Source organism: Paenibacillus sp. FW104-T2 (genome assembly GCF_058789975.1).
In genome coordinates, this window is the sequence record NZ_JBYTCE010000004.1 from 19,769 (window position 1) to 42,394 (window position 22,626).

Below are 22,626 nucleotides of genomic sequence, written 5' to 3' on the forward strand. Positions count from 1 at the left end.
CCTATGCCTGTTCGTTAAGTTTATCAGCCTCTGGTCGAACAACGCGATCCACACCGAGCAGCAAGGTAACGCTAAAAGCCGTAGCCAGAGCAAGCACAAAACCAATCAGATAATGAACAAGATTCATCAACCCCGGCTGTACGATAAAAGCGATCATCGGGATTCCGGTTAGCCCAAATGAATTGGCCACAACCTGATGAAAAGCGACATATGCTCCTCCGGCGGCTCCTCCTGCAGCAGCACCTATAAAGGGGCGCCCAAGTTTAAGATTCACACCATAGGTGACTGGCTCGGTGATACCGAACAGCGCCGTGATCGAGGCAGGCAGAGCTATTTTCCTCAATGCTTCATCCCGGGTTCTGGCATACACTGCAAGCCCGGCACCTGCTTGCGCGATATTCGCCATGGACCAGATCGGTAGCAAGAAATTGAAGCCGATATCCGGATTGGAAATCAGTCCAACTTCGACAGCCTGAATCCCGTGATGAAGACCGGTGATCACAATGGAGCTGTATATCCCTCCAAGCAGAAGGCCAAATAGCAAGCTCCCGTAGTTGAAGACGTGTTCCAGAATACTTCCCAGCGAGCGGCCCAGACCCAGGGCAAGGGGTTCAATCACCAGTATCGCAAGGCTGCCCGCGATGCTAAAGCTTAAAAAGGGAACGAGAAGAACAGCTCCGGATGACGGTATCCATCGGCGTAGTCCTTTCTCAATTATCGTTAACATAAACGCCGCAAGAACGGTTGGGATTATGGCTCCCTGATACCCGAATTGCGGTGATAGGGGCAAAACCTGAGCTAATGCCGGATCTCCACCGATGTCGGTGAACGGAAGAATCCCCGGATGAGTCATGACGATCCCAACAGCGGCACCAAGCGCCGGGGTTCCCCCGAACCGTTTGGCCGTGTTGTATCCGAAAAGAACCGCCATCAGCTGGAACGCTGAGCCCGTCAGCAGTGACAGAATTCGGAACCACATTTGGCCTGGATCATCCCAGCCGAATGCTCCCGCAAGTCCCAAGAGACCCAACAGCAGTCCAGCCCCGACGAAGAGCGGAATAATGGGCACAACGATATCAGAAAAAAATTGGAATGCGTCCACCAACCTGTGTAACAGCCCTCGTGAATGAATCTCCTTATCATTGGATGACCTGCTGGCCGTAGACACGGACGGCAGAAGATGAGAATCAGCATGATCTTCTTCGTGTAGCCGTGGTGTGGCAGGTCCTTTTGGGCTGTCTTCTTTTGGGATGGACGAAGCAGCTGACTGAAGCATGACATTCACCTGGCGATTAACCTTCGAGACAAGAGCGGGACCCAAGATAATCTGCAGTTGTCCAGCACGAACGTGCACCCCTTGAATTTCCTGCATACCGTCAAGACGTTCTTGTTCCACCAGATCACTGTTCTGCAAACGGAGTCGAAGTCGTGTCGTGCAATGGGTGCTTTCGATAATATTGTCCGTTCCTCCAGACCATTCAATAAGTTGCATGGCCAATGCCCTTGCGGAACTACGCCCCTTAGTGACACTCCGGTCATCCTGCTGCATGGATGCTCCTCCCTGTTTCTTAGCATTAAAAGGACATCGAAGGATCGATGTCTATCATTGAAAGTTGATCTTCTACAAAAATAACAATTCCGTCATTTATGGCAATATTACTATTGTGACCACTTCACTTTCCAAAATCAATGGTCAGTAAATACCACTACTCTGAGGACAATGGCTCATCTTGGCTTTGCAGTCAGTTCTAACAGATCGTCCCTTTTCTCCAGAATTCGAATACCCTCTAATGGAATCAATAGATTATATCTCAATAAAATCCCGATAGTTACGGGGAAAAGCAAGCAAAAAGAACCCGCGTCGGAAGCAGGCTCTTTGTTTTGTAGCAATTAACGGCCATCTCAGGCATTTTCTGTTCGAACCGATAGATTTCCAACTTCATTCTGAACCTTACTGATATAACGATAATAATCTCGAGCACTTTGGTTTATCTCTTCATCAGTCGCTTGAAATGATGCACCGAAAACTGCAAAATACGGCAATGCTATTGCGCCCACATGATTGATACTGGCTTTGAAAGGTGCAATCACTTCATCTACCGTAAAAGAGACGGAACCTTCCGGCGAGTAATTTTCTTTTTTATCCCCAATCGACATGGCGAGGCTCAGCTTTTTCCCGTGCAGTTTATTGCCCGATGATCCATACGCCCACCCGTAGGTAAAAACATCATCAAACCACTTTTTGAGCAAAGGCGGATAGCTGTACCAATATAGCGGAAACTGCAGAATAATATGATCATATGCTTCGAGCAGCTTCTGCTCTCGGGAAACATCGATATCCCAATCAGGATATGCTTGGTAGATCTCATGGATGGTAATATCAGTTGCATGCTGCTCAAGCTCTTCTTTCCATCGCCGATTTACTCTTGAGACGTCGATATTCGGATGTGCCAGGATCACGAGTGTTTTCATTGTTGTACTTCCTTTCTTGGTTCAGGCTAACCCTTTTGTTTGAATAACGCCATTATCATATAGGCCTGACAAAAAGAAAATACACACAATAAAGTAAGATGGTTACTTCGAGGTGTGTATGGACTTCATCAGCAAAAGTGTGAGAAAATGAACAGTTATACCGCATTAACAAGATGTAACCTGAACGAGGTGACTGTCATGAAACAATATAATCTGGGAATCGAAGCAACACTCGAGATTATCGGCGGCAAGTGGAAAGCGCTAATTATATGCTTATTAATGTCAGGTGTGAAAAGGACAGGCGAGCTGCAGCGCAGTATCGACGGCATTTCACAAAAGGTCCTGATTCAGCAATTACGTGAGCTGGAGAGGGATGGCCTTGTCAGAAGACATGTGTATCAACAGATGCCGCCAAAAGTCGAATACAGTCTTACGGAATATGGAGTTACTGCCAACAAGATCGTGGATGTGATGTGTGCATGGGGACGAGATAATATAGCATTAAGACAGCAGCAGGGAGAAGAAATTATGCTTTTGGAAAATAAAGAATCTGTTACTTGATCCGCTATCCTGATTCAGTAAATTGAAAAAGAAGGAGAACTTTGACATGAAAAACTATCTCGTATTTGGTGCAAGCAAAGGACTCGGAGATGCTTTCGTCAGAGGGGTTCCCGAGCATGGAGACAAGGTCTGGGTCATCTCTCGCAGCAGGCCTGACAGTTTGAACCTGAATGACGGCGTAGAACGCATATGGATACAGGCAGATCTGTCTGATCTCCATGCAGCCCAAGTGGTCACAGGCGCACTCCAGAACGAAACATTGGATGTTCTCATTTACAATGTGGGCATTTGGGAAAAGGAAGGATTTGAGGAACACTACTCGTTTGATCAAGACGCTCCAGCGGATATCTCGAATCTGATACATGTAAATATCACATCGGCGATTGTAAGCATTCAGGCATTACTGCCCCATCTCCGGCAATCGACAGCTGGCAAAATCATTCTGATTGGCTCCACTGCCGGTCTGAATAATTCAAATAATACTCAGGTTTCATTTGTAGCTTCCAAATTTGCCATTCGAGGAATTACGGAAGCCTTGCGGGAACACACGAGACACGATGGCATTGCCGTTACGTGCATCAACCCCGGAGAGCTTGCAGCTGCAATCCCTTATGAAGAGGGAAGTGAACGTGCACTTGCTGAATATAATGGCACACGTATCCCCCTCCAGGATATGGTCTCCATCGTCAAATGCATCGTGAACCTGTCCAAGGCAGCCTGCGTAAAAGAAATCAATATCCCGGCGATAACTGATACGAACGCATAATGAGAGTCTTATTGCGAGTCCGGCTTGAATATATGAAGAACCCTTATATAGGCTAAATGAATAACAGATTGATTCAATACAGTAAGAAGCCCGTTTAGCAACGGGCTTTTTACCTTTCCATGACGAAATTCAATTTTACGCTGACAAGTCACTTCGAAGTGGTCCTCGTCAGCATCTCCACCAGTGCCCGCAGCGAATAATCGGAGGTGGAACACAGCTGTATGCTCCCGGCCTGCTGCGGTAGAGTGGCGTCATCATACGGATTACGCAGCACCAGATTTAGCAAGGGCTTAACCGAAGCCAGTGCCTCGGCAAGCGCCAATTGACCTGTGAACAGATGAGCATTAAGGGTACCCTGGATAACGACATCCGCAGCCGCAGCCTGCTGCACAAGTGATGTAATCTCCTCCGCATCAGGCTTCATAGCACAGTTGCGTGTCACCACGGTCAATCCTGTATCCTTCAAAAGTGATGCCAGCCTGATCTCTGCTGCACCACTGTTATCCGCCTGGGTCAGCTGCTCCTGCTGCGGCAGTATCAGCAAATAGTTCAACGAAGTCTTGAGCGGAAGAAGTCGCTGTGGGTCTCGGGTGACTTTCACGGTTTTACGAGCCAGATTCAGTGCCTCCTCATCCCAATTCTCCCTAGGAATGGGCTGGGCAGACGCTTGGTATTGTTGAAATTTACCGTATAGCTGCCGGATACGATGAACGGACTCCTCAATTCGTGCCTCGTCGATCCGCCCATCCTGCACGGCTGCCAGAATACCCGCAATAACCCGGCTCTGATACTCAGGAGTGTGACACATGAGAATCATATCGTTCCCCGCCTGGACGGCCAGTACGCCTACTTCATCCGGACTGAAATGGTTGCGTATGGCTCCCATCTCGATATCATCGGTGCAGATTACACCTTCAAAACCCAGCTTGTTACGCAGCAGCTCTGAGGCAAAAAAAGAACTGAGCGAAGCCGGAAGACCGCCGGATTCCGGAATGTTCGGAAACACCAAATGGCCCATCATGACCGAATCCGCTCCGGCATCGATTGCCTCGACGAAGGGGAGCAGCGGTCCCTCCATCAATTGGTCCAGCGTTAGCTCGCACGCGGGCAGAACCACATGCGAATCCCCGCTTACTTGTCCGTGACCTGGAAAGTGCTTTGCCGTCACGGCCACACCTGCTTCATGCATTCCCTCAATATAGGCACGACCGAATTGGGCTACCAGCCGCGGGTCCTCTCCGAAGGAGCGAACACCCACGACCGGATTATCAATATTGGTGTTTACATCCAGTACAGGTGCCCAGTTCATCGGAATCCCGAGCGCGTTCAACTCACTGCCGATGAATTTACCGAGCAGATAGGCGGTTTCCGGGTCCTCGCTTAATCCGACTGCCCGGTTACCCGGGATATAGGGGAAAAAGGTTTTGAACTTGGACAGGGTGCCTCCTTCTTCATCTACCGAAATATAATAAGGCAAAGCGCTTCCAGACTCTCCAGCTATGTCCTTAACTTCTCCGAGCAACGCAACCGTCTGCTGCTCACTCTCCACATTATGGGGAAAGATGCCGATCCCCCCAAACCGCTGCTGCGACATTCTCCCCCGAAATTCCGGCTCAGCGCAGATCGATGGCGTACCAACCACACACATCATGGCTATTTTATCTTTCAGACTCATCGCCTTCGGTTCAGATTCCGTATAGGTCGCATCCAGCCCCAACTCATGATAGAGTGTGCGCTCCAGATAATCATGCAGATAGAACCTCGACTTCACAAAATGCTCTGCCATATCGGACGGCTGGTAACGCTCGAGCGCAGCCCTCATGCGGGGAAGAACCTTCTCGCGTCCACGACGGTTTCTCGTGTAGTTATTCTGCATCGAGCGCCATTCCGCATCATCTCCAGGATACAGCTCCCAGCGGTAGGCATACTTGTGGATTGCTCTGGAACGGTCTGTAGCCACCTCATAATCATGCATAATGGCAATCAGTTCCGCTTCTTCCTTATGATTCCGAACCTCGTTCAGCAGCTTCCAGATCACCTCATAATAATCCTCCAACTGATAATTGCCGATGCGAGTATGTCCGGTTACCGGATCGATGCCATGAAACAATTCCAGGAATCGGTCGATGAAGGTGGAGGCATCCACCTTACGATTCCACGTTAAGTCCGCATGCAGCAGCATCGGGTACCAGGTGGTTTCAAAAATACCATACGGAACACCGAGGCTGAACGGCCCCGTCCAGTTGGTGGCAACGATACAGTCAAGTTCCAGCTTGCCGGCTGTCTTGGCCCACTGAAGCAAATTGTCCGTCCGGTTTGATAATACCGGATAATTCTGATGCTCCGCCCAGTCAAAGCTGCGAACAGCCGGAGCCCCCATGACTTCGATGCCTAGCGATCTGAATTTGTCCGTATGCGAAGTAACCTCTGCTTCAATATTGCGTCCGTTATAAATCCAGATCATGGCTGCACTTCGCTGATCCAGTTTGGCCAGTTCCTCTGGCGGACATTTGTCCAGCATGTCATGCCAGAATATCGGCTGTTTCCCCCGCTCTGCTGTAAAGGCGATCAGCCGGTTCAAAAAAGCGATAAAGGCCCGTTCCCTCACGCCGCCAAATTCGACCTGGCAGCGATCGCATTCGCATAAGCTGTAGACCTCGTCACAGCCAAGATGGATATATCGCGATTCCGGGTGGGCGTCAATCATCTCTGCAAGCAGCGTGGCAATCAACCCGAAGGACTCCGGGTGCGACGGGCAGATTTCCCCGGTGGACTGTTCTGTTTCGCGAAGGTGCCGCCAGGCTTCGTGGCGCAACACATACTCCAGATGTCCGAAGCACTGTTGAAGCGGAATAATCTCGATAAAATGTTCATGCGCCGTACGCTTCAGTTCTTCAAGCTGCGAAAGGCTCAATGCATGCTTCGAGTGTGCGAACTCTGGATGCGTACGGAATGGAAATTTATCCTCATATTCAATGAGAACTGCGTTGGTCTTATATTTAGCAAATTCCCCCAAATATTCGATCAAACGTTCCGGCTTCGAGAACGTCTGGCGCAAATCCAGGTTCATTGCCCGCACAGCCGTATCCGGCCAGTCTGATATGGACACGGCCGGGATGTCTCCATCCGGTCCACGAAGTTGAGCCAATGTCTGCAATCCGTAAAACAAACCCGCTGCATCCAGCGCACAGACCTCAGCTCTTCCGGCCTTTACCTCTAACGTGTAACCTTGCGACCTCCCATCAAAACAAGCCCATTTTTCTTCCCTTTTTGCAGTGACTGAAGTGGCAGCATGAGGAGGTAGCTGGCTCTTCTCCTGTTCTTCCAGGACTTTATCAACAGTCTGATCATTCATCTCAGGCCCATGCTCTCTCTGCTGTGGTTCTTGGTCCGATAAATGTTCTGCAATAAGCCAGTAGCCCTTATCAATCCTTGAGGTTGTATGTTTAAGGCCCGGAAATGCCCGGCGGCAATGGATCTGGAGCCGAGGATCCTCCTGCTCCATACAAAGGCTTATCCTTGCCTTGCCATCCAGCCTTAAGGGGCCTTCCTGAATTTCTGTCATTTGCTTCGGTTGCGGTATCAAGCTCAGCATCGCTCTCCTCCTATTCGTTACCCTGTGGCTGCAGCCGCCCGTTCTTCCAGCATTGCATTATGCTCAACTTCCCACCGTTCATGTTGAAGCTAACCAGATCGGCCGGTGCTCCTGTCTCAAGTCCTGCGGCCTGTTGCAGCCCCAAGAGCTCCGCAGGATGCGCAGAAGCACAATCCCAGGCGGTGGCGAGCCCGGTTAGCCCCGTTCTCACAAGATAGCCCACCTGTTCCGGCAGCATCATCGCCGAGCCCGCCAGGAGCTGAGGTTGGTCGGCAAGGTGCAGCCGACCCTCATCCGTTAATACCACTTCACCCCCGATATGCGGGCGGTAAGAACCGGGTGGCATGCCGCTCAGTGAAACGGCATCGCTGACCAGAATGGCTCGTTCCCCCTTCATACGGAGAATCACTCTCAGCACGGACGGCGGAAGATGATGGCCATCTGCGATCATGCAGCCATACAGCTCATCTGCCGCGAGCTGCTCCCACAGATAATTGGGATGGCGAGGAAGCGTCAGATGCGCACCGTTGCCGAGATGGGTGGACATGACAGCCCCTGCCTGGACGGCTTCCCGGATCTGCTCAGGTGCAGCTGCCGTATGCCCAATCGAGACAAGAATACCTGATTCGCAGCATCGGGCAATAAATGAAGCGGCATTCGGCCACTCCGGTGAAAGGGTCACAATACGGATCAACCCTTCGGCGGCCTCCTGCCAGCGGCACAAGGCATCCCAATCCGGAGGAACGATATGCTGCCGTGGATGTGCGCCGCGCGGGCCGTCCTCCGGTGACAGAAACGGGCCTTCCAGATGAATGCCAGCAACGCTCGCGGCGACTTCGGGCTTCAGCCGAACAGCTTCTGCAATAGCAGATGCTGATTCAGCAAGCTGATCCAAACTGTTCGTGATGAGTGTCGGGCAGTAGCTTGTGACTCCCTGGCTCGACAGCAGCATGGTCAGCTTCAGCACCGTATCGGGGAACAGCGGAGCCGCATTCAGATCCAGACCCCAGCCGCCGTTCACCTGCAAATCAACCAGACCAGGGGCAAGCCAGGGAAGATGTTCCGCGGAAGACGTCACGGCAAGCTCGGTAACAGCAGCAATGCGTCCCTCTCTGACTCTGACCTCAATGGGGAGCCCCGTCCGGTAGTGTCTCCCAACCATAGTCACGCTCACAGGCCGAAGGCTTCCCGGTCCGTAAACATCGTAATACCGGGATGTGTACGCAGGATGGTAGCCGGACATGCCGTGCTTATCGGATCATGTAAAGCTGCCTTGAGCGCCTGACGTTTCAACGCCCCTGGAACAATGGCGAACAGTCTCTTCCCTGCCATCAGCGCCGGCACCGTCAGAGTCAAAGCCTGTTCAGGTACATCATCCAGCCGGGCAAAACAGCCATCGTTTACCTGCTGATGTCGGCAGGCTTCATCAAGCTTCACCTTTTTCACAAGCAGTGGGTCATTGAAATCAGCAACGGGCGGGTCATTGAAGGCAATATGCCCATTCTCTCCGATCCCAAGACAGATGATATCGATGGGCGCAGCACGGAGCAGCTCTCCATATCTCTGGCACTCCTGCTTCGCATCGCCCAGTCCGTTCAGCAGTGCCACCCGCCCCGGCTGAATCCGGCTGAACAGCCGTTCCGTCAAATACTGGCCGAAGCGCTGCGGAGCCTCATCCGGCAAGCCAATGTATTCATCCATATGAAAGGCACAGACCCGTGACCAGTCAATGTCCTTCTCCTGCACCAGCCCATCATACAATTCGTTCTGCGAAGGTGCCGCAGCGAAGATCATGCGGACCTGATGCTCTGGATCCTGCAGCAGCTGTCTTAATCGATCTCCAACCGCGGCTGCCGCGGCTCTCCCCATCTGATTCCGATCGGCATAGATCTGTACAGACATCTGCTCTACAACCTGAGTCTCCAGCGGCTGTATCAAGCCATTTACATTCATGCTCCTCATCCTCCTTCAGAAGGCTCCTCGCCCGATGCTTTATGTCCCGCATTCTGCATCAGCAGTGCCGCATGCGGCAGATCATGCCCTGCTGCATAGTAATAACCGCCATAAACGATTCTGCGCGGTTCAAAACCAACCTGCCTCCCCGGGACCACCGCTTCCGAGCCAAGCGTTATACTTCCATCTGCTCCAGTGATCCCGCTGGTATACCGTCCTGCCGAATAAGTGAATCTCCCCTCCACTTTCACACCCGGCAGCACCTCGCCAGTATCGTAATCTCTGACCTTCAGGGTAACGGATACTGCCGTTCCGTTATAGATCAGATTCATATCCGAGACAACCAGAGGCTTTAGTGAGGTACTTCCCGTTGTGATTGACACTTCATCGGTGAGCGGGCCGATATTGCCCTGCAAGTCGCGGGCCGCAATCCGGTAGTAGTACGTCGTATCCGGCAGCAATCCCTTATCCTGGTAGCTCAGTCCACGGGCGAGTCCGGCGATATCCGAAGCAGCAGGCGTGAATCCTTGATCAGTGCTCCGATAAATTACATAGCGCTCCACTTCCATGTTATCCGAAGCTATTCCATATTTCAGTTGTATGGTCTGATAATCAGTCGTCTCAACAGACGGCATCCCTGCAAGGGCTGAAGGGGCCTCCTGATCATCCGGCGCGGTCCAAAATATGCCGTCCGTTCCCCAATAAGAAGGCAATGCACGGTAGGAATCATAGTGATGGACGGCAATACCGCCGAAGGCGCTGCTCTGCCCGTAAGCTGTATAGACCTTATCCAGTTCGGCCTCCATATGGCTGCGGCCTTCCTCCCAGAACGTGATCGTCTCCGGATCGCCGCTGTTCGCGATATCCAGCGTCTCCACACCAATAACCACGGAATTCGGCTTGCCGATCTGGTCTGCATATGCGAGTTCTCCGGCAGCCCCGGCAATAATGCCGGCGGAGCCATCCGCCGTATCCCGGTAATCCATGATGGAGATGTAGTCGGAGATATCCTGAACATGCTCGGAGAGCCACTTGCTGGAGCCATTCCAGACAATATTCGCACCCTGATCCGACGTGTCATACCACTTGGGCACAGCTGGGCCGAACGGCAGCCGGATACCCGCCATATCCCGGCGATCAATCATTTTTTGCAAAACATCCAGATATTCCTGCTGCAGGAATCGGCTAGGATCTCTAAAGTCGGGGGAAATGTAAGGTTCAATATCCACATTGATGCCGTCAAATTTCTCCGGATCTGCCGCTGCAAGATTGTAATTGATAACCTGTTCCATTTCCCTCACTGCATGAGAATGATACTTCTCGTAAGCGCCCATGTAGGCCGGAGAGGTGCCTCCGGCAATTAATGCATGCACCTGCACATTTTTGCTATGAGCCCAGCTCAGGAATGAGCGCAGCTCGGCCTCCTGCTCTTCCAGTGCGTTGTACCCCGCATATTTGCCCACTGCGAGATACAGCGTCTGAACAGGCTCTTGACCGAATGTCTGTGTATCCGTAATGAACGATTCCAGCACCTGGCGCGAACCGGGATTCAGAAGAAGCTTGTAGCTTTCCGGTTCCCAGATCCACATGGCGCGGTCCTGATCAGGCAAAGGCAAGGCTGGTTCGTGCGTCCCGTTTCCAATCTGCGCATACACGGTTGGGCTGTAGCCGTACCGCTGGGGTGCACTGCTCGCTCGTGCTTCCAGACTGACTGTACGATCGCCCATTCCCGCTGTGTCCCACACGAATACATACACCGAGCCTTGCTGCACGGCCTGCTGCCACGCCCCTCGATTCACCCTCACCTCTACCAGCGAGACCGGAATCGGTGAGACAGCTTCAATCGTGACCTCTACCGGGCCGCTTAAAGGATCACCTTCGGACGGTCCAGTAATCTTGACCACAGGAACAGCCCCTGCCGGATTATCAACGGTAAGAATGGCGGGAACGCTCCATACCCCGTAGCGGGTAGATGTATCCAGCCCGCGGACGACCAGTTCCACTGACCCGTTATAGCCCGAGGTATCCAGCATATAAGACCACGTGCCGCTGTCATCCCCATCCGGATCATTCATCAGTACCTCGTATTGGGACGTTCCGTTCACATACAGCCGAATGTCATACAGGTCGGTATAACTGCCTCCGATCTCTACCATCCCTCCGTCCGACACATATCCACCTCCGGGTACGTCCAGCGAGATGGAACCGGCTGCTCCCGCCTTACCAGGGAAGAGCATTCCAACGAATACCATACCTATCAACAAAACTATGGCCAGCCTGAATCCGGAGTACACACGCAGGTGCTGCTTTTTCATAAGCGAAGCCTCCTTTTGCCATTCTGTACTAATGGTCTAGGATCCCTGTGCCGTACAGTCGCTCATTTCGCGCTCAACTGAATATTGAGAACCCGGTCATACGCTTCCTTATAAGTGCTCAGCAGCTGATCTACGCCAAGATTGTTCATTTCCTCTACATACTTCTCCCAATCCGTCAGACTGCGGGAGCCGGTCACGAATTTGGCAAAGCTCTCATCGCGGTGCTTTTTAATCGCCTGCCCAGTAATGGATATAATTTCATTTTCACCCTCGGTAAAAGCAGGTCTCGGCTGCATGGAGGAAGGATCATATTTCACTGCTTCTTCATAGGCATGCTTCAGATCATCCGAGAACAGCGACAAATGGGCATTAAAATCAATCCAGGTATAGGTTCCGCTCGTCTGAAGCCCCGTCTGCTTGCGCATTTCAATGACATCGTTATACTCCGGCTTGAATTTGATCGTATCCCCTTCCTTAACATAGGTCTCGCCCTCTACTCCCCAACTGCTGAACGTACGCCCTTCCTCGGAATAGAAAAAGTCCATGTACTTCATGACATCATCGATGTTTTTGGAGGTGGAGGCGACCGTCAAACCACCCTCCATATAATGAAAGTAGGGATTAAGCTGCTTGCCCCCGGCAATGCCGGCCGGTGGTGCCATGAACTGCATGTCGAACTCGGGATTCTCCGCCTGCATGGCATTATTAAAGAAATCAATCCGGCTAATATAATCAATTGTCACGAATGATTTGCCTGTAGAGACCATATCCTGCCACTGCTTGGTTTGCAGTGATAGGAAATCAGGCGGAACCAGACCTTCATCGTAAAAGCTTTTCCACATCCCTACCATGGATTTATAATTGTCTTCGGTCGGTCCATAACGCCATTCTTTCTGATCAAAATCATAGTAGGCGCCTTCTCCGGTTCCATAATTCACCGTCATATTTGCATTCATCTCATCCGGGATCTGCCCGTAGCGAATGGAGAGCGGGTAACTGTCCGGATATTTCTCCTTCAGCTTCTTCAGGGCAGCATGCAGCTCTTCGTAGGTCGTCGGAACCTGAATGCCTTCCTTATCGAAAACGTCCTTTCGATACATCCAAATCATGCGGTTCGTCTCACCGAAGCCCTGATTGGGGAACATATACATCTTGCCGTCGGCGGAGAGGGCAGCCTTCGCTTCCTCGGGATATTGTTTCATCCATGCCTGCAGATTCGGCATGTTGTCCATGTGCTCCATCAAGTCCACCAGCGCTCCCTGCTGCCCAAACTTGTTCGATTCCTTGCGATTCGGCATATACATCAGATCAGGCAACGATTTGGAGGCAATCGCCAGGTTCAGGCTCTCATCCAGCTTGCCGGAAGGTGTCTGCACTTCAAGCGTGACGCCAGTCTTCTCCTTCAACCAGCCCCAAACGGGCCAGCTTTTGGAATAAGGGAATGTGGCATTGTTATCCAGCAGCGCCGTAAAGGTTTTTCCCGTTCCCTTGGAGTCCGTAACGCCGTTCTCCCCCTGAGCATCCGTCGGCGTGCCGGAACCATTGCCGCCTCCACTGCATCCCGCTACCATCGTTACAGCAATCAACAGCGGAAGTATTGCCGATTTCCATTTGCCCATGCGCTTCTCTCCCTTAATCTGAATTTGCGGTGGTTTTCTTGCCGATTAGCCTTTGACTGCTCCAACCATGGCTCCCTTTACAAAATACTTCTGTACAAACGGATAAATGATCAGAATTGGCAGGGTGGACACCATGATGGTCGCATACTTGAGTGATTCCTCCACGACCATATTATCTCCACCAATGGATGTGACGTCTCCTGAGCTTGCACTGCCGGCCAGCACCAGATTACGCAGCAGCACCTGAAGCGGAAACAAATCGGGAGATCTTAGATAGAGCAGCGGGAAGATAAAGTTATTCCACATGCCCACGGCATAGAACAGGGCAATGGTGGCGAAGGACGCCTTGGACAGCGGCACGACAATACGAATGAAGATGCCGATATCGTTCAGGCCGTCCATGCGGCCCGATTCCTCCAGCTCTTTGGGAATGCCCGAGAAGAATGTTCGCATCAGGATCAGATTCCATGTACTGACTGCTCCTGGAAGAACCATGCCCCAGACGGTATCCACGAGATTCAGGGAGCGGACCACCAGGAAGGTGGGAATCATTCCCCCGCTGAAAAACATCGTAATGACAATTAGCACGGTGAAGCTGTTGCGCAGCGCCATGTCTTTCCTGGACAATGCATACGCTCCGGTTGAAGTGACCACCAGCGAGATCAGCGTACCGAGCACAGTATAGATAATCGTATTTCGGTAAGCCGTCCAGATTTGCGGATCTCCCAGCACCAGCTTATACATGCTCAGGTTGAAGCCCTTGGGCCAGAAGGAAATATTGTTTTGGATGACGTTTACGTTGCTGCTGAGGGAAACAGCCAGCATATGAAGGAACGGATAGAGTGTGACCACCACAACAAGCAGCAGGACTAACGATGCCACGAGATTAAAACAGGAGAACCGGAGGGATTTCACATTCACACCTCTTTTCTACCATAGACTGGTTTCACTTAATCGACGGCTGAGCAAGTTGGCCGTATAGATGAAGATCAGGCTGATGACTCCCATGAACAGGTCAATGGAGGCACCATAACTGAAGTTTCCCTGGACCATCCCCACCCTGTAGACATAGGTGCTGATAATATCCGCAGTATCATAGATCGCCGGATTCTGCATCAGGAAGACTTTCTCAAAACCAATCTCAAGCACCTTGCCGATATTCAAAATCAACGTGATGACGATCGCAGGAGATATGCCGGGCAGCGTGACATGCCAGATTTTGCGCAATCGGCTTGCTCCGTCCATATCAGCTGCCTCATACAGCTGCGGGTCAATGGCTGTCAGTGCGGCCAAATAAATAATGGTCTCCCAGCCGATATGCTGCCAGATCTCCGACAGGACATAGATCCCCCGAAATAGCCCGGGTTCATTCATGAAATTGATCGGTCCCACGCCAATCCATCCGAGCAGATTATTTATCAGTCCTCCGGTGGGGGAGAGGAACATAATGACCATACTTGCCACAATCACATTCGAGATAAAATGCGGCAGATAACTGACTGTCTGCACAAAACGCTTGAACGCCGCCTTACGCACTTCATTGAGCAAAATGGCAAGCAGGATCGGGGCCGGGAAGCCAAAAAACAACTTATACATCCCCAGCAGGAACGTATTTTTCATGAGCGGCCAAAAATCAGGATTCTCCAGAAACATCCGGTAGTATTTGAGCCCTACCCAATCACTGGCCCAAATTCCCTTAAACAGATTGTAATCCTTGAAGGTGATGACCAGTCCGAACATCGGTGCATAGCGGAAGATCAGATAATACAGGAGGCATGGCAGGAAGAGCAGCCATAGCGCCTTGTTTTTGTTCCAGATCCGGGTCATCCGTGCCTTCCGCCGTGACGAATGAATTAATTTTCTTCGCAGTTTGTCTTGCATTAAGCCAGCATCAGCCATCGGCATGCCCCCTCTTGCTACATGATTGCAGCTCAACTAGATATGAGATGTGAGCTAACTTCCCCTGTACAACAGGGGTTTGTAACCGAATTATAGCTGGGTTTCAATGGTAAGCGCTATCTACATGTTATATAACATTTCGCCTATACTGCTATTTTCCAAATATCCGCGTATAAATCAGTAAATGTGCATATTGTTTGTGTCAGCTTTATGCCGCTATGATAGGATTAGACCAATGATCTGCGGCTGTATCCAAGGGGGAATGTCATAATGAAGGGACTGCATACAAGCCAATTCGCGCTGAATGGCCTGTTCGTCAAGCTAATGCTGAGCTTCATCAGTGTCATCCTGATTTTGGCTTCATTTAACCTGTTCTCCCATCTGTACCTGAGCAACAAGGTTTATCAGGAGATGGTGAGACAAAATGAATTGGGCCTTGCGCAGACCGTCGAAGGTTATGAGAATCACTTTCGGCTGACCCAGAACATGATTCTGGCCCTCACTCAATCGGATACCTGGACAGCCAATTTGGGCATTTTGAGCCACCTTAAGGAGAATCGCCGTTACGATATTCCCGCTGAAGTAAAGTCGGACCTCTCTAGCCTGTACGCCAATCCTTTTTTGCATATCGACAATTTCATTCTTTATTTCAAGCAAGAGGACTATGTACTGGAGAAGGAAGGACTTAGCAGCGCAGCCGACATGTTCGGGAAATATTATTTCAGCGAAGCGTACTCGCCGGACTACTGGAAAAGCCAAACGATGAACAACCAGTTCCTGAAAGTGATGCCCGCAGCAGCTTTTACGGAAAATACCGTTCATTCTTCCCGCTCCCTTGGACAGCTGATGCCTGTCATGATGAAAGCCATTCCTTATGAGGATGTATACGGCATTGTGATGCTGAATCCGCAGCGCATGCAGGATACGTATGGAGATGGCAGCCATGATCCGTTCTACATCTTGGATAGTGAGGGGCGTCTGCTGTTCTCTACCTCAGAAGAGGAAATGCATATTCCTCCGCTTCCTGCAGAGGAAAGCAGACATGAACGCATTGGGGATCAGTATTACTTCTATGAAAAAGGCAAGCAAACCGGGTTCACCTATGTGAAGGTCACCCAGGCCTCTGTGATTGCCGCGGAAATGCGCGGCATGCAGCTGCTGCTTACGGTACTGCTCGGCGCTGCCATTGTGATCAGCGTACTCTCCTCCCTCCTGTTTAGCCTGAGGTTAAACCAGCCGCTGCAGCACCTTATTGCCGCTCTTGACCGAAATCCCGGAAGCGGGGCAGACAAGTTGAGCAGAGTGAAGGAATTCGCCATGATTGGTGACCGTCTCAGTTCCATACTGGAGAACAACCGATTCATTCAAAGCGATCTCGCGCAGAAGAACTCTCTGGTGCGGCAGTTCGCTTATACACATAAAGTCAAGAATATCCCGCTCAGCTCCCATCTGGCAGATCTTGAGGAGGTTCGGCAGCCTGAACATCCCTATGTCGCCATTTTATTCAAGGTTGGCTTCAAGGACACGCCAGATGAATTGGAACAGCATACCCTATTATTATGGAAATTAATTCAGAGCCTGTTCACCAGCAATCAAAATAACAGCGTTGCACTTCAGCCTGAACAGGATCAATTACTCCTGCTTCTATTCGATCCTGGCCCGCAGAGCGGTATCCTGCAGGCGCTCGATACGCTGAAGGAGCTGCTTGCTGCTGAAGAATGCATGTACCTGACCATCGCGCTAAGCCCGGTATATTCTGGGGATATTCCGTTTACCGATGCGTACCGGAATCTGTCCACTCTGCTCAAGGAGCGCAGACTAAACGGAGAAACCCAGGTTATTGTAGAGCCTCGAGCTTCCTCATCCACTTCGTTTCATGTCAAGGTGACCTATGGGGAAGAACTGCATGACCTGCTGCAATCAGGCAACGAGGAAGCTGTTTTTGCCTGGCTGGATCGCCAGTTGGAGCAACTGAGGCACAAGGACGCAGCCGCAGAGGATTTTCGCACATTTGCTCTCGGTGCGATGGAGCAGATCGGTAAGACGGTGATGAAACTGAACCTGACGCACATTGAAGGCGGGCTTGTCTCCTCTCCATCTGGTGACCCTTTCACCGGATTTTATTCCATACAGCATTACAGGACATGGCTTCAGTCGCAGATTCAACCGATCCTCTCGGCGATCAGCAGCCAATTGGAAACGAAAGATCCCGTTATCAGCTTTGTGCTCGATTATCTGAACCATCATTATGGGGAGGATATTAATCTGAATCTTGTTGCCGACAAGCTGAATCTCACGCCGGGGTATCTCTCCAGTGTTTTCAAGGAAAAGACCAACATCAACTTCAGCGAGTATCTCAATAATCTCCGGGTTGAGCGGGCCAAGGAACTGTTAGTGAATGTGGATCTGCGAATTCAGGATATCGCCGTGCAGGTCGGTTATCAGAACGTAAACTCGTTCATCCGCATGTTCAAGCGTCGATACGGGATGACCCCCGGAGAGTATCGCAAGCGTCATGCAGGCGATGAGCCATTCATCTCCTCGAATCATGGTTAGACAGGTATGACTGGCAGAGCCATCTTAAGTTTCATATAAGTAAACACCCGCTCGGAGAGCGGGCGTTTGCTTATTATCACATGAGAATTTTGGACAGGTGCACAAGAGCCGTGGAGGAAATACGTTGTTCTTCAGGAATGTTCTCATAGAGAAGATGTTCTTTTCCCGCATCAATCATATGTTTGCGCATGGCTGTAATCCGGCCTTTGCCGTGATCGATGAAGCGAAAATCCACCTGCCCCAGACTTGGCATTTCGCTCAAACGCTCAAAAGCTTCCGCCTTTATTCCCTTATGTATTTCTTTCAGTTCCAGCACCTCTAATCGCTCCGCAGTCCACAGGTTGTCGATTTCCCGTAGTGATTTCATAAAATCCAATTCCAGCTGTCGCAGGTTCTTCATGCCCGAAAAGTCGCACAACCGCTCGACTTTGGGAAGTGACAGGTGCAAAAAGTCCAGATGATGTAATGCACTCAGTTCATCAATATGGGCCAGATTCCGTACAGATGACAATCTCAGCATGCGAATGTTTGAGTCAGCGAGCACATCCAGGGGTCCATTCAAGACACCATGATCGATGGCCAAATATTCAATAAACGGCAGGTCCACAACAAAGTTCAGCGTCTCGATGCTGCAGTTTAACACCAATGTAGTCAGCCGAATACAATCCTCAATCGGAGCCAGATCATCAAATTCCCCGCTAAGAGAAAGGTACTGCAGCTGTTTGTAATTTCGGATGAACTCCAGATTTTGCGTTTTGGCTGCTCGTATATTCAGAAATTCCATTCCTTGCAGCGCACCAAGTACACTCAAATCCTGTTTCTGTTTCAGATCCAATTCCAGAGCCTTAACATATTTCAATCCCGCAAGTATCTTCAAAAACTCTTCCGTGTAACGTCCCTTCTCCTCCACATTCGTAATCTTCAGGATCAGATCAGGCCGTTTGGAAAATACCCGCTCGTCCAATTCTGCTACATCTTCCAGCATATCTGCTCCGACTACAAAAGAAATGGTAGCGCGATTCCGCAGCTGCTTCACCGCATGATCCATTTTCGCTGCATTCCAGGGAACGCCGCTCATCGACGCAGTCCAAGGTTCACTCATTTCAGATCCCCTCCATCCGGTTTTCCTGCAATTGTAAATGAATAAAGCCGATTTGAGAAGTACGATATCGGTCTGCACAAGTAGAGTTCGTCAGCGTCTCTTCTCATTTGCTTCTTGCCCATCTATTATAGATATAAGTGTTTGAACAGACTGGAGGAACCACAGCATGCAATTTGCCAAACGAATGAACCACTTTAATGAAGGCATCTTTACTCGATTATCTGAAATCAAGCGACAACGTCTGGAACAGGGATTGGGCGTCATCGATCTGAGCGTCGGCGCACCCAACACCCCGCCAGCGCAACATATTATTCAGGCTTTATGTGAGGCAGCCGCAGACGTGCAAAATTACACTTACGCCATCAGTGACCAGAGCGAACTGTTGAAGGCTGTCAGCGAGTGGTACGAGCGCAGATACCAGGTTGATCTGGACCCCAAGACTGAAATATGCTCCTTGCTCGGTTCACAGGAAGGACTCGCCCATATTTCGCTTTCCATTGTAGATGAAGGAGATCTGGTGCTTGTACCAGACCCTTGTTATCCCGTCTTCGCCGATGGACCCTTATTGGCCGGAGCAGAACTATATTACATGTCTCAAAAAGAAGAACACAATTATGTCATCCAGCTTGAGGATATCCCTGAGGCCATAGCGCAGAGAGCCAAATTCATGCTGGTATCCTACCCTAACAATCCAACAACAGCCATGGCACCAGAGCAGTTCTATCTGGACCTGATCGCGTTTGCCAAAAAACATGATATCATCGTCCTCCATGACAATGCATACAGTGAGCTCGTGTTCGATGGGAAATCATGCGGGAGCTTTCTGGCCTTCCCTGGTGCCATGGATGTCGGCGTTGAATTCAATTCCCTATCCAAAACGTACGGACTCGCCGGGGCTCGAATCGGATTTTGCATGGGCAATGCAGCTGTAGTATCCATGTTGAAAAAGCTGAAATCCAACATGGATTACGGTATGTTCCTCCCGATTCAGAAGGCAGCCATTGCCGCCATTACCGGGGATCAGAGTGACGTAGACCGGGTCCGGGCCATCTATGAGGAACGTCGGGATATTCTGTGCCAAGGCTTCAGCAGACTCGGATGGGAAATAACGAAGCCCGATGCCACCATGTTTATCTGGACGCGGATTCCGGCTCATTATGACAGTTCGGAGCAATTCGCCATGGATCTGGTCAGCCGGGCAGGCGTCATCGTGACACCTGGAAGTGCATTTGGCCCTTCCGGTGAAGGATATGTCCGGCTCGCGCTGGTCCAGGATCGGGACCAATTGGAGCAGGTACTTCAATCCGTGAAAGACAGCGGCATACTCATAACGAATTAATCATTAGCAAAGAGCGCCCGTTCCTTATTCAGTGAAGGGGTGCTCTTTTTTTTGCTCTCATGCCTAAGCAAGTTCATTATCCTCCGCCTTACATAGCCTGCATCATCCAATCCGGCTGGATAGCATGGAGACGCTTCTCAGTATCCATGCCCAAGCTAAAGGAGAGCATAATTCGTAGTACCTTAACTTTCCCCCTCCCTCTATCGAAACAAAATCGAAATACCGAAATAAAAGGTAAGAGCAGCACGCTCAATATCCGATCTTGGGGAGATGGCAGCATGGCACAGTTATTTAGAAAAAGAGGGACCCGGACATCAAGCATCGCCAATACACTGTCTATCATGTTGTTGGCCATCATTGTTGTCGTCTTTTCCATCCTGGGAACATTTATGTTTACCAGCACTCGAAGCATCCTTGTTAAACAGCAGGAATTGATGCTGCAAACGAAAACGCAGGCCATTGTAGCCCAGTTCGATGCTTTATTTAAGGAAAAAGGATCTCTTGTTAAGCAAATGTCCACCAATAATTTATTCAGGCAGTATATTCAAACCACCGAATCTGCTTCTACCGCTACAACATCACCCTATGCTGCCGAAACCCAGGGTACACTTGCAGCCATAGTGAAGGAAGAACCTTCTTTTGTGGATGCTTGGATTGCGGGCATTGATGGAAAAGGCTTCTGGCTCCAACACGATGGTGCAGCGTCCGACTCTGAATTTGTGATTCAGGATCGTCCGTATTATAAACCAGCTGTTGAAGCCGATGGCTTATATTTCTCCGAACCCTATGCCGATATTGCTTCAGGTAATATCCTAATGGGCATATTCTATCCGATTAAGGATGACAACAACGAGTTGATCGGTTTCGCGGCGGCAGATATTGCATTCAAGGATATTCCATCCCTTATGGAGAGCTACTCCCTTGGAAGCACAGGCTATTCCATTCTGGCCTCCAAGACCGGTGATATTTTATATCATCCTGACCAAGCCAAGGTGCTCAAGGAAAAGATTAACGAAAGTCCGGGAGATTTGGGTGAGATCGGCAAGAAAATGATGGCCGGTGAATCCGGAATCCAACTGATAGATGACAACGGAGAAGGCCGTTATGTCGGGTATGCCACCAGCGCAGATACCGGATGGTCTGTAGGGTTGACCATTTCGGAGCATGAAGTGCTCGAAGAATTACAAGCCTTTACGTGGATCACCATTATAGGTTTTGCTGTAGCCGCCATCGTGCTTGTATTCATCAGTTATATCACCCTGCGATATCTGCTGAGATCCATCCCGAAACTGCTGCAAAAAATCAAACTTGTGGAACAGGGAGATCTAACCGTCCAGTTTGATACAACATCCCGCAATGAGATTGGTCAAATCTCACAAGGTATGCTCAACATGGTGCAAAAAATTCAGAGCATGATTCAGATGGTAGGGGCAACTGCACAAGTTTTAGGCCAATCCTCCAAGGATCTGCAATCCATTTCCGCTCGGACGGCCGTAACGATGAATGATACGGCAACAGCAATTAACGAAATTGCCAATGCAACCAATTATCAGTCCATTGAATCCGAGAACATTTTGCAAAAAACCGGATCATTATCAGGTCAAATCGACGATATATCAAGTGATGTCAAAACGATGGAGACCAAAGTTCAAGCTTCCGCAGAACAAAGCGAACGAGGATTGGAAGTGTTGAATCAGTTATCCAAATGGGCAGAGGAGAACCACCATTCAACCCAGGCCATGTCAGCCATTATCCATGATATTGATCTAAGCCGTCATGAAATCTCCGGTATCGTGGATACCGTCCATCAGATCGCAACCCAAACCAACCTGCTGGCACTCAACGCTTCCATCGAAGCTGCACGTGCAGGAGAACAGGGACGAGGTTTTGCCGTAGTCGCAGGAGAAGTTCGCAAACTGGCTGAGCAGACTGCGATGGCAACAGAGGAAATTAGCAAAAAGGTTCGTCAAATCGAAGATAAAACGAAGACATCCGTAGAACACACGGCTCACGGCCTCCTGATTGCAGAGGAAAATGCCAAGTCCGTCGAAGGTACCAAGCAGGTGTTCTACAGCATCAATAAAGATCTGGAGGAATTGAGATTACGCATGCTGCAGATCAGCAATAACACCTCCAGTGTTCATAAACACAAGGATGAGATTGTCCAGGCACTCGAAATTATCTCTTCCACCACCGAAGAAAATTCAGCCTCTACCGAAGAGGTTAGTGCGAGCACACAGGAACAACTGGACAGTATCGAACAGGTTGCGGAATTATCCCAGCAATTGAGTCAGTTGTCGAACAAGCTTGAGGAAGAATTAAATCAGTTCCAGGTTGATCAGAAATCATAGTGTGCACATGATCGCAATGAACAATAAATAAACAACAAAAGCCCGCTGCGTGAGCGGGCTTTCTAACGTCCAAATCCTATTTTGCGTTTGAATATACG

The 22,626-nt window shown here is 50.2% G+C and carries 15 protein-coding genes; 5 read left to right on the plus strand and 10 right to left on the minus strand.

Translation table 11 applies throughout. The features are described from left to right. Window position 1: 1 nt before the first annotated feature. On the minus strand, window positions 2-1,549 hold the full coding sequence (locus tag AC3WQ3_RS06415; protein ID WP_336780477.1) for a PTS transporter subunit EIIC: 1,548 nt from the start codon (window positions 1,547-1,549) through the stop codon (window positions 2-4). Between the two features lie 353 nt (window positions 1,550-1,902). After that, window positions 1,903-2,472 (minus strand): NAD(P)H-dependent oxidoreductase, encoded by a 570-nt coding sequence (locus AC3WQ3_RS06420; protein ID WP_492471771.1) that lies wholly within the window; start codon window positions 2,470-2,472, stop codon window positions 1,903-1,905. A gap of 198 nt (window positions 2,473-2,670) precedes the next feature. Here AC3WQ3_RS06420 and AC3WQ3_RS06425 point away from each other — a divergent pair, with 198 nt between their 5' ends. Continuing rightward, window positions 2,671-3,033: a winged helix-turn-helix transcriptional regulator gene (locus tag AC3WQ3_RS06425; RefSeq protein WP_492471772.1), complete on the plus strand. Its 363-nt coding sequence runs from the start codon at window positions 2,671-2,673 to the stop codon at window positions 3,031-3,033. 46 nt (window positions 3,034-3,079) lie between these two features. After that, on the plus strand, window positions 3,080-3,799 hold the full coding sequence (locus AC3WQ3_RS06430; RefSeq protein WP_492471773.1) for an SDR family NAD(P)-dependent oxidoreductase: 720 nt from the start codon (window positions 3,080-3,082) through the stop codon (window positions 3,797-3,799). A 148-nt stretch (window positions 3,800-3,947) separates the two neighbouring features. Here the strand turns inward: AC3WQ3_RS06430 and nagZ are convergent, their stop codons facing one another. The 7 genes from nagZ to AC3WQ3_RS06465 all read right to left on the minus strand — a co-directional run bounded on the left by nagZ (window position 3,948) and on the right by AC3WQ3_RS06465 (window position 15,108). Next, window positions 3,948-7,394: a beta-N-acetylhexosaminidase gene (nagZ, locus tag AC3WQ3_RS06435; protein ID WP_492471774.1), complete on the minus strand. Its 3,447-nt coding sequence runs from the start codon at window positions 7,392-7,394 to the stop codon at window positions 3,948-3,950. 10 nt (window positions 7,395-7,404) lie between these two features. Beyond that, window positions 7,405-8,568, minus strand: coding sequence for an N-acetylglucosamine-6-phosphate deacetylase (locus tag AC3WQ3_RS06440; protein WP_336780472.1), 1,164 nt, complete (start codon window positions 8,566-8,568; stop codon window positions 7,405-7,407). Continuing rightward, window positions 8,565-9,347, minus strand: coding sequence for a glucosamine-6-phosphate deaminase (locus AC3WQ3_RS06445; protein ID WP_492471775.1), 783 nt, complete (start codon window positions 9,345-9,347; stop codon window positions 8,565-8,567). The genes AC3WQ3_RS06440 and AC3WQ3_RS06445 overlap by 4 nt, the downstream gene beginning before the upstream one ends. Window positions 9,348-9,352: 5 nt before the next feature. Beyond that, complete coding sequence (locus AC3WQ3_RS06450; RefSeq protein ID WP_492471776.1) at window positions 9,353-11,662, minus strand: Ig-like domain-containing protein; 2,310 nt, start codon at window positions 11,660-11,662, stop codon at window positions 9,353-9,355. A 62-nt stretch (window positions 11,663-11,724) separates the two neighbouring features. Continuing rightward, a complete protein-coding gene (locus AC3WQ3_RS06455; RefSeq protein ID WP_492471777.1) occupies window positions 11,725-13,281 on the minus strand; it encodes an extracellular solute-binding protein in 1,557 nt (518 codons plus the stop codon). 45 nt (window positions 13,282-13,326) lie between these two features. Next, the gene (locus AC3WQ3_RS06460; protein ID WP_492471778.1) at window positions 13,327-14,163 is read right to left on the minus strand and encodes a carbohydrate ABC transporter permease; all 837 of its coding nucleotides are present in this window, start codon (window positions 14,161-14,163) and stop codon (window positions 13,327-13,329) included. Between the two features lie 48 nt (window positions 14,164-14,211). Then, window positions 14,212-15,108 carry an ABC transporter permease gene (locus AC3WQ3_RS06465; RefSeq protein ID WP_246058467.1) on the minus strand — a complete coding sequence of 299 codons (897 nt, stop codon included), beginning with the start codon at window positions 15,106-15,108 and terminating at the stop codon, window positions 14,212-14,214. Between the two features lie 342 nt (window positions 15,109-15,450). Here AC3WQ3_RS06465 and AC3WQ3_RS06470 point away from each other — a divergent pair, with 342 nt between their 5' ends. Further along, window positions 15,451-17,736, plus strand: coding sequence for a helix-turn-helix transcriptional regulator (locus AC3WQ3_RS06470; RefSeq protein WP_492471779.1), 2,286 nt, complete (start codon window positions 15,451-15,453; stop codon window positions 17,734-17,736). 76 nt (window positions 17,737-17,812) lie between these two features. Here the strand turns inward: AC3WQ3_RS06470 and AC3WQ3_RS06475 are convergent, their stop codons facing one another. After that, window positions 17,813-18,838 (minus strand): leucine-rich repeat domain-containing protein, encoded by a 1,026-nt coding sequence (locus AC3WQ3_RS06475; RefSeq protein ID WP_492471780.1) that lies wholly within the window; start codon window positions 18,836-18,838, stop codon window positions 17,813-17,815. A 166-nt stretch (window positions 18,839-19,004) separates the two neighbouring features. Here AC3WQ3_RS06475 and AC3WQ3_RS06480 point away from each other — a divergent pair, with 166 nt between their 5' ends. Next, window positions 19,005-20,177, plus strand: coding sequence for an aminotransferase class I/II-fold pyridoxal phosphate-dependent enzyme (locus AC3WQ3_RS06480; RefSeq protein ID WP_154896243.1), 1,173 nt, complete (start codon window positions 19,005-19,007; stop codon window positions 20,175-20,177). A gap of 278 nt (window positions 20,178-20,455) precedes the next feature. Then, the gene (locus tag AC3WQ3_RS06485) at window positions 20,456-22,528 is read left to right on the plus strand and encodes a methyl-accepting chemotaxis protein (protein WP_492471781.1); all 2,073 of its coding nucleotides are present in this window, start codon (window positions 20,456-20,458) and stop codon (window positions 22,526-22,528) included. Window positions 22,529-22,626 lie beyond the last annotated feature (98 nt).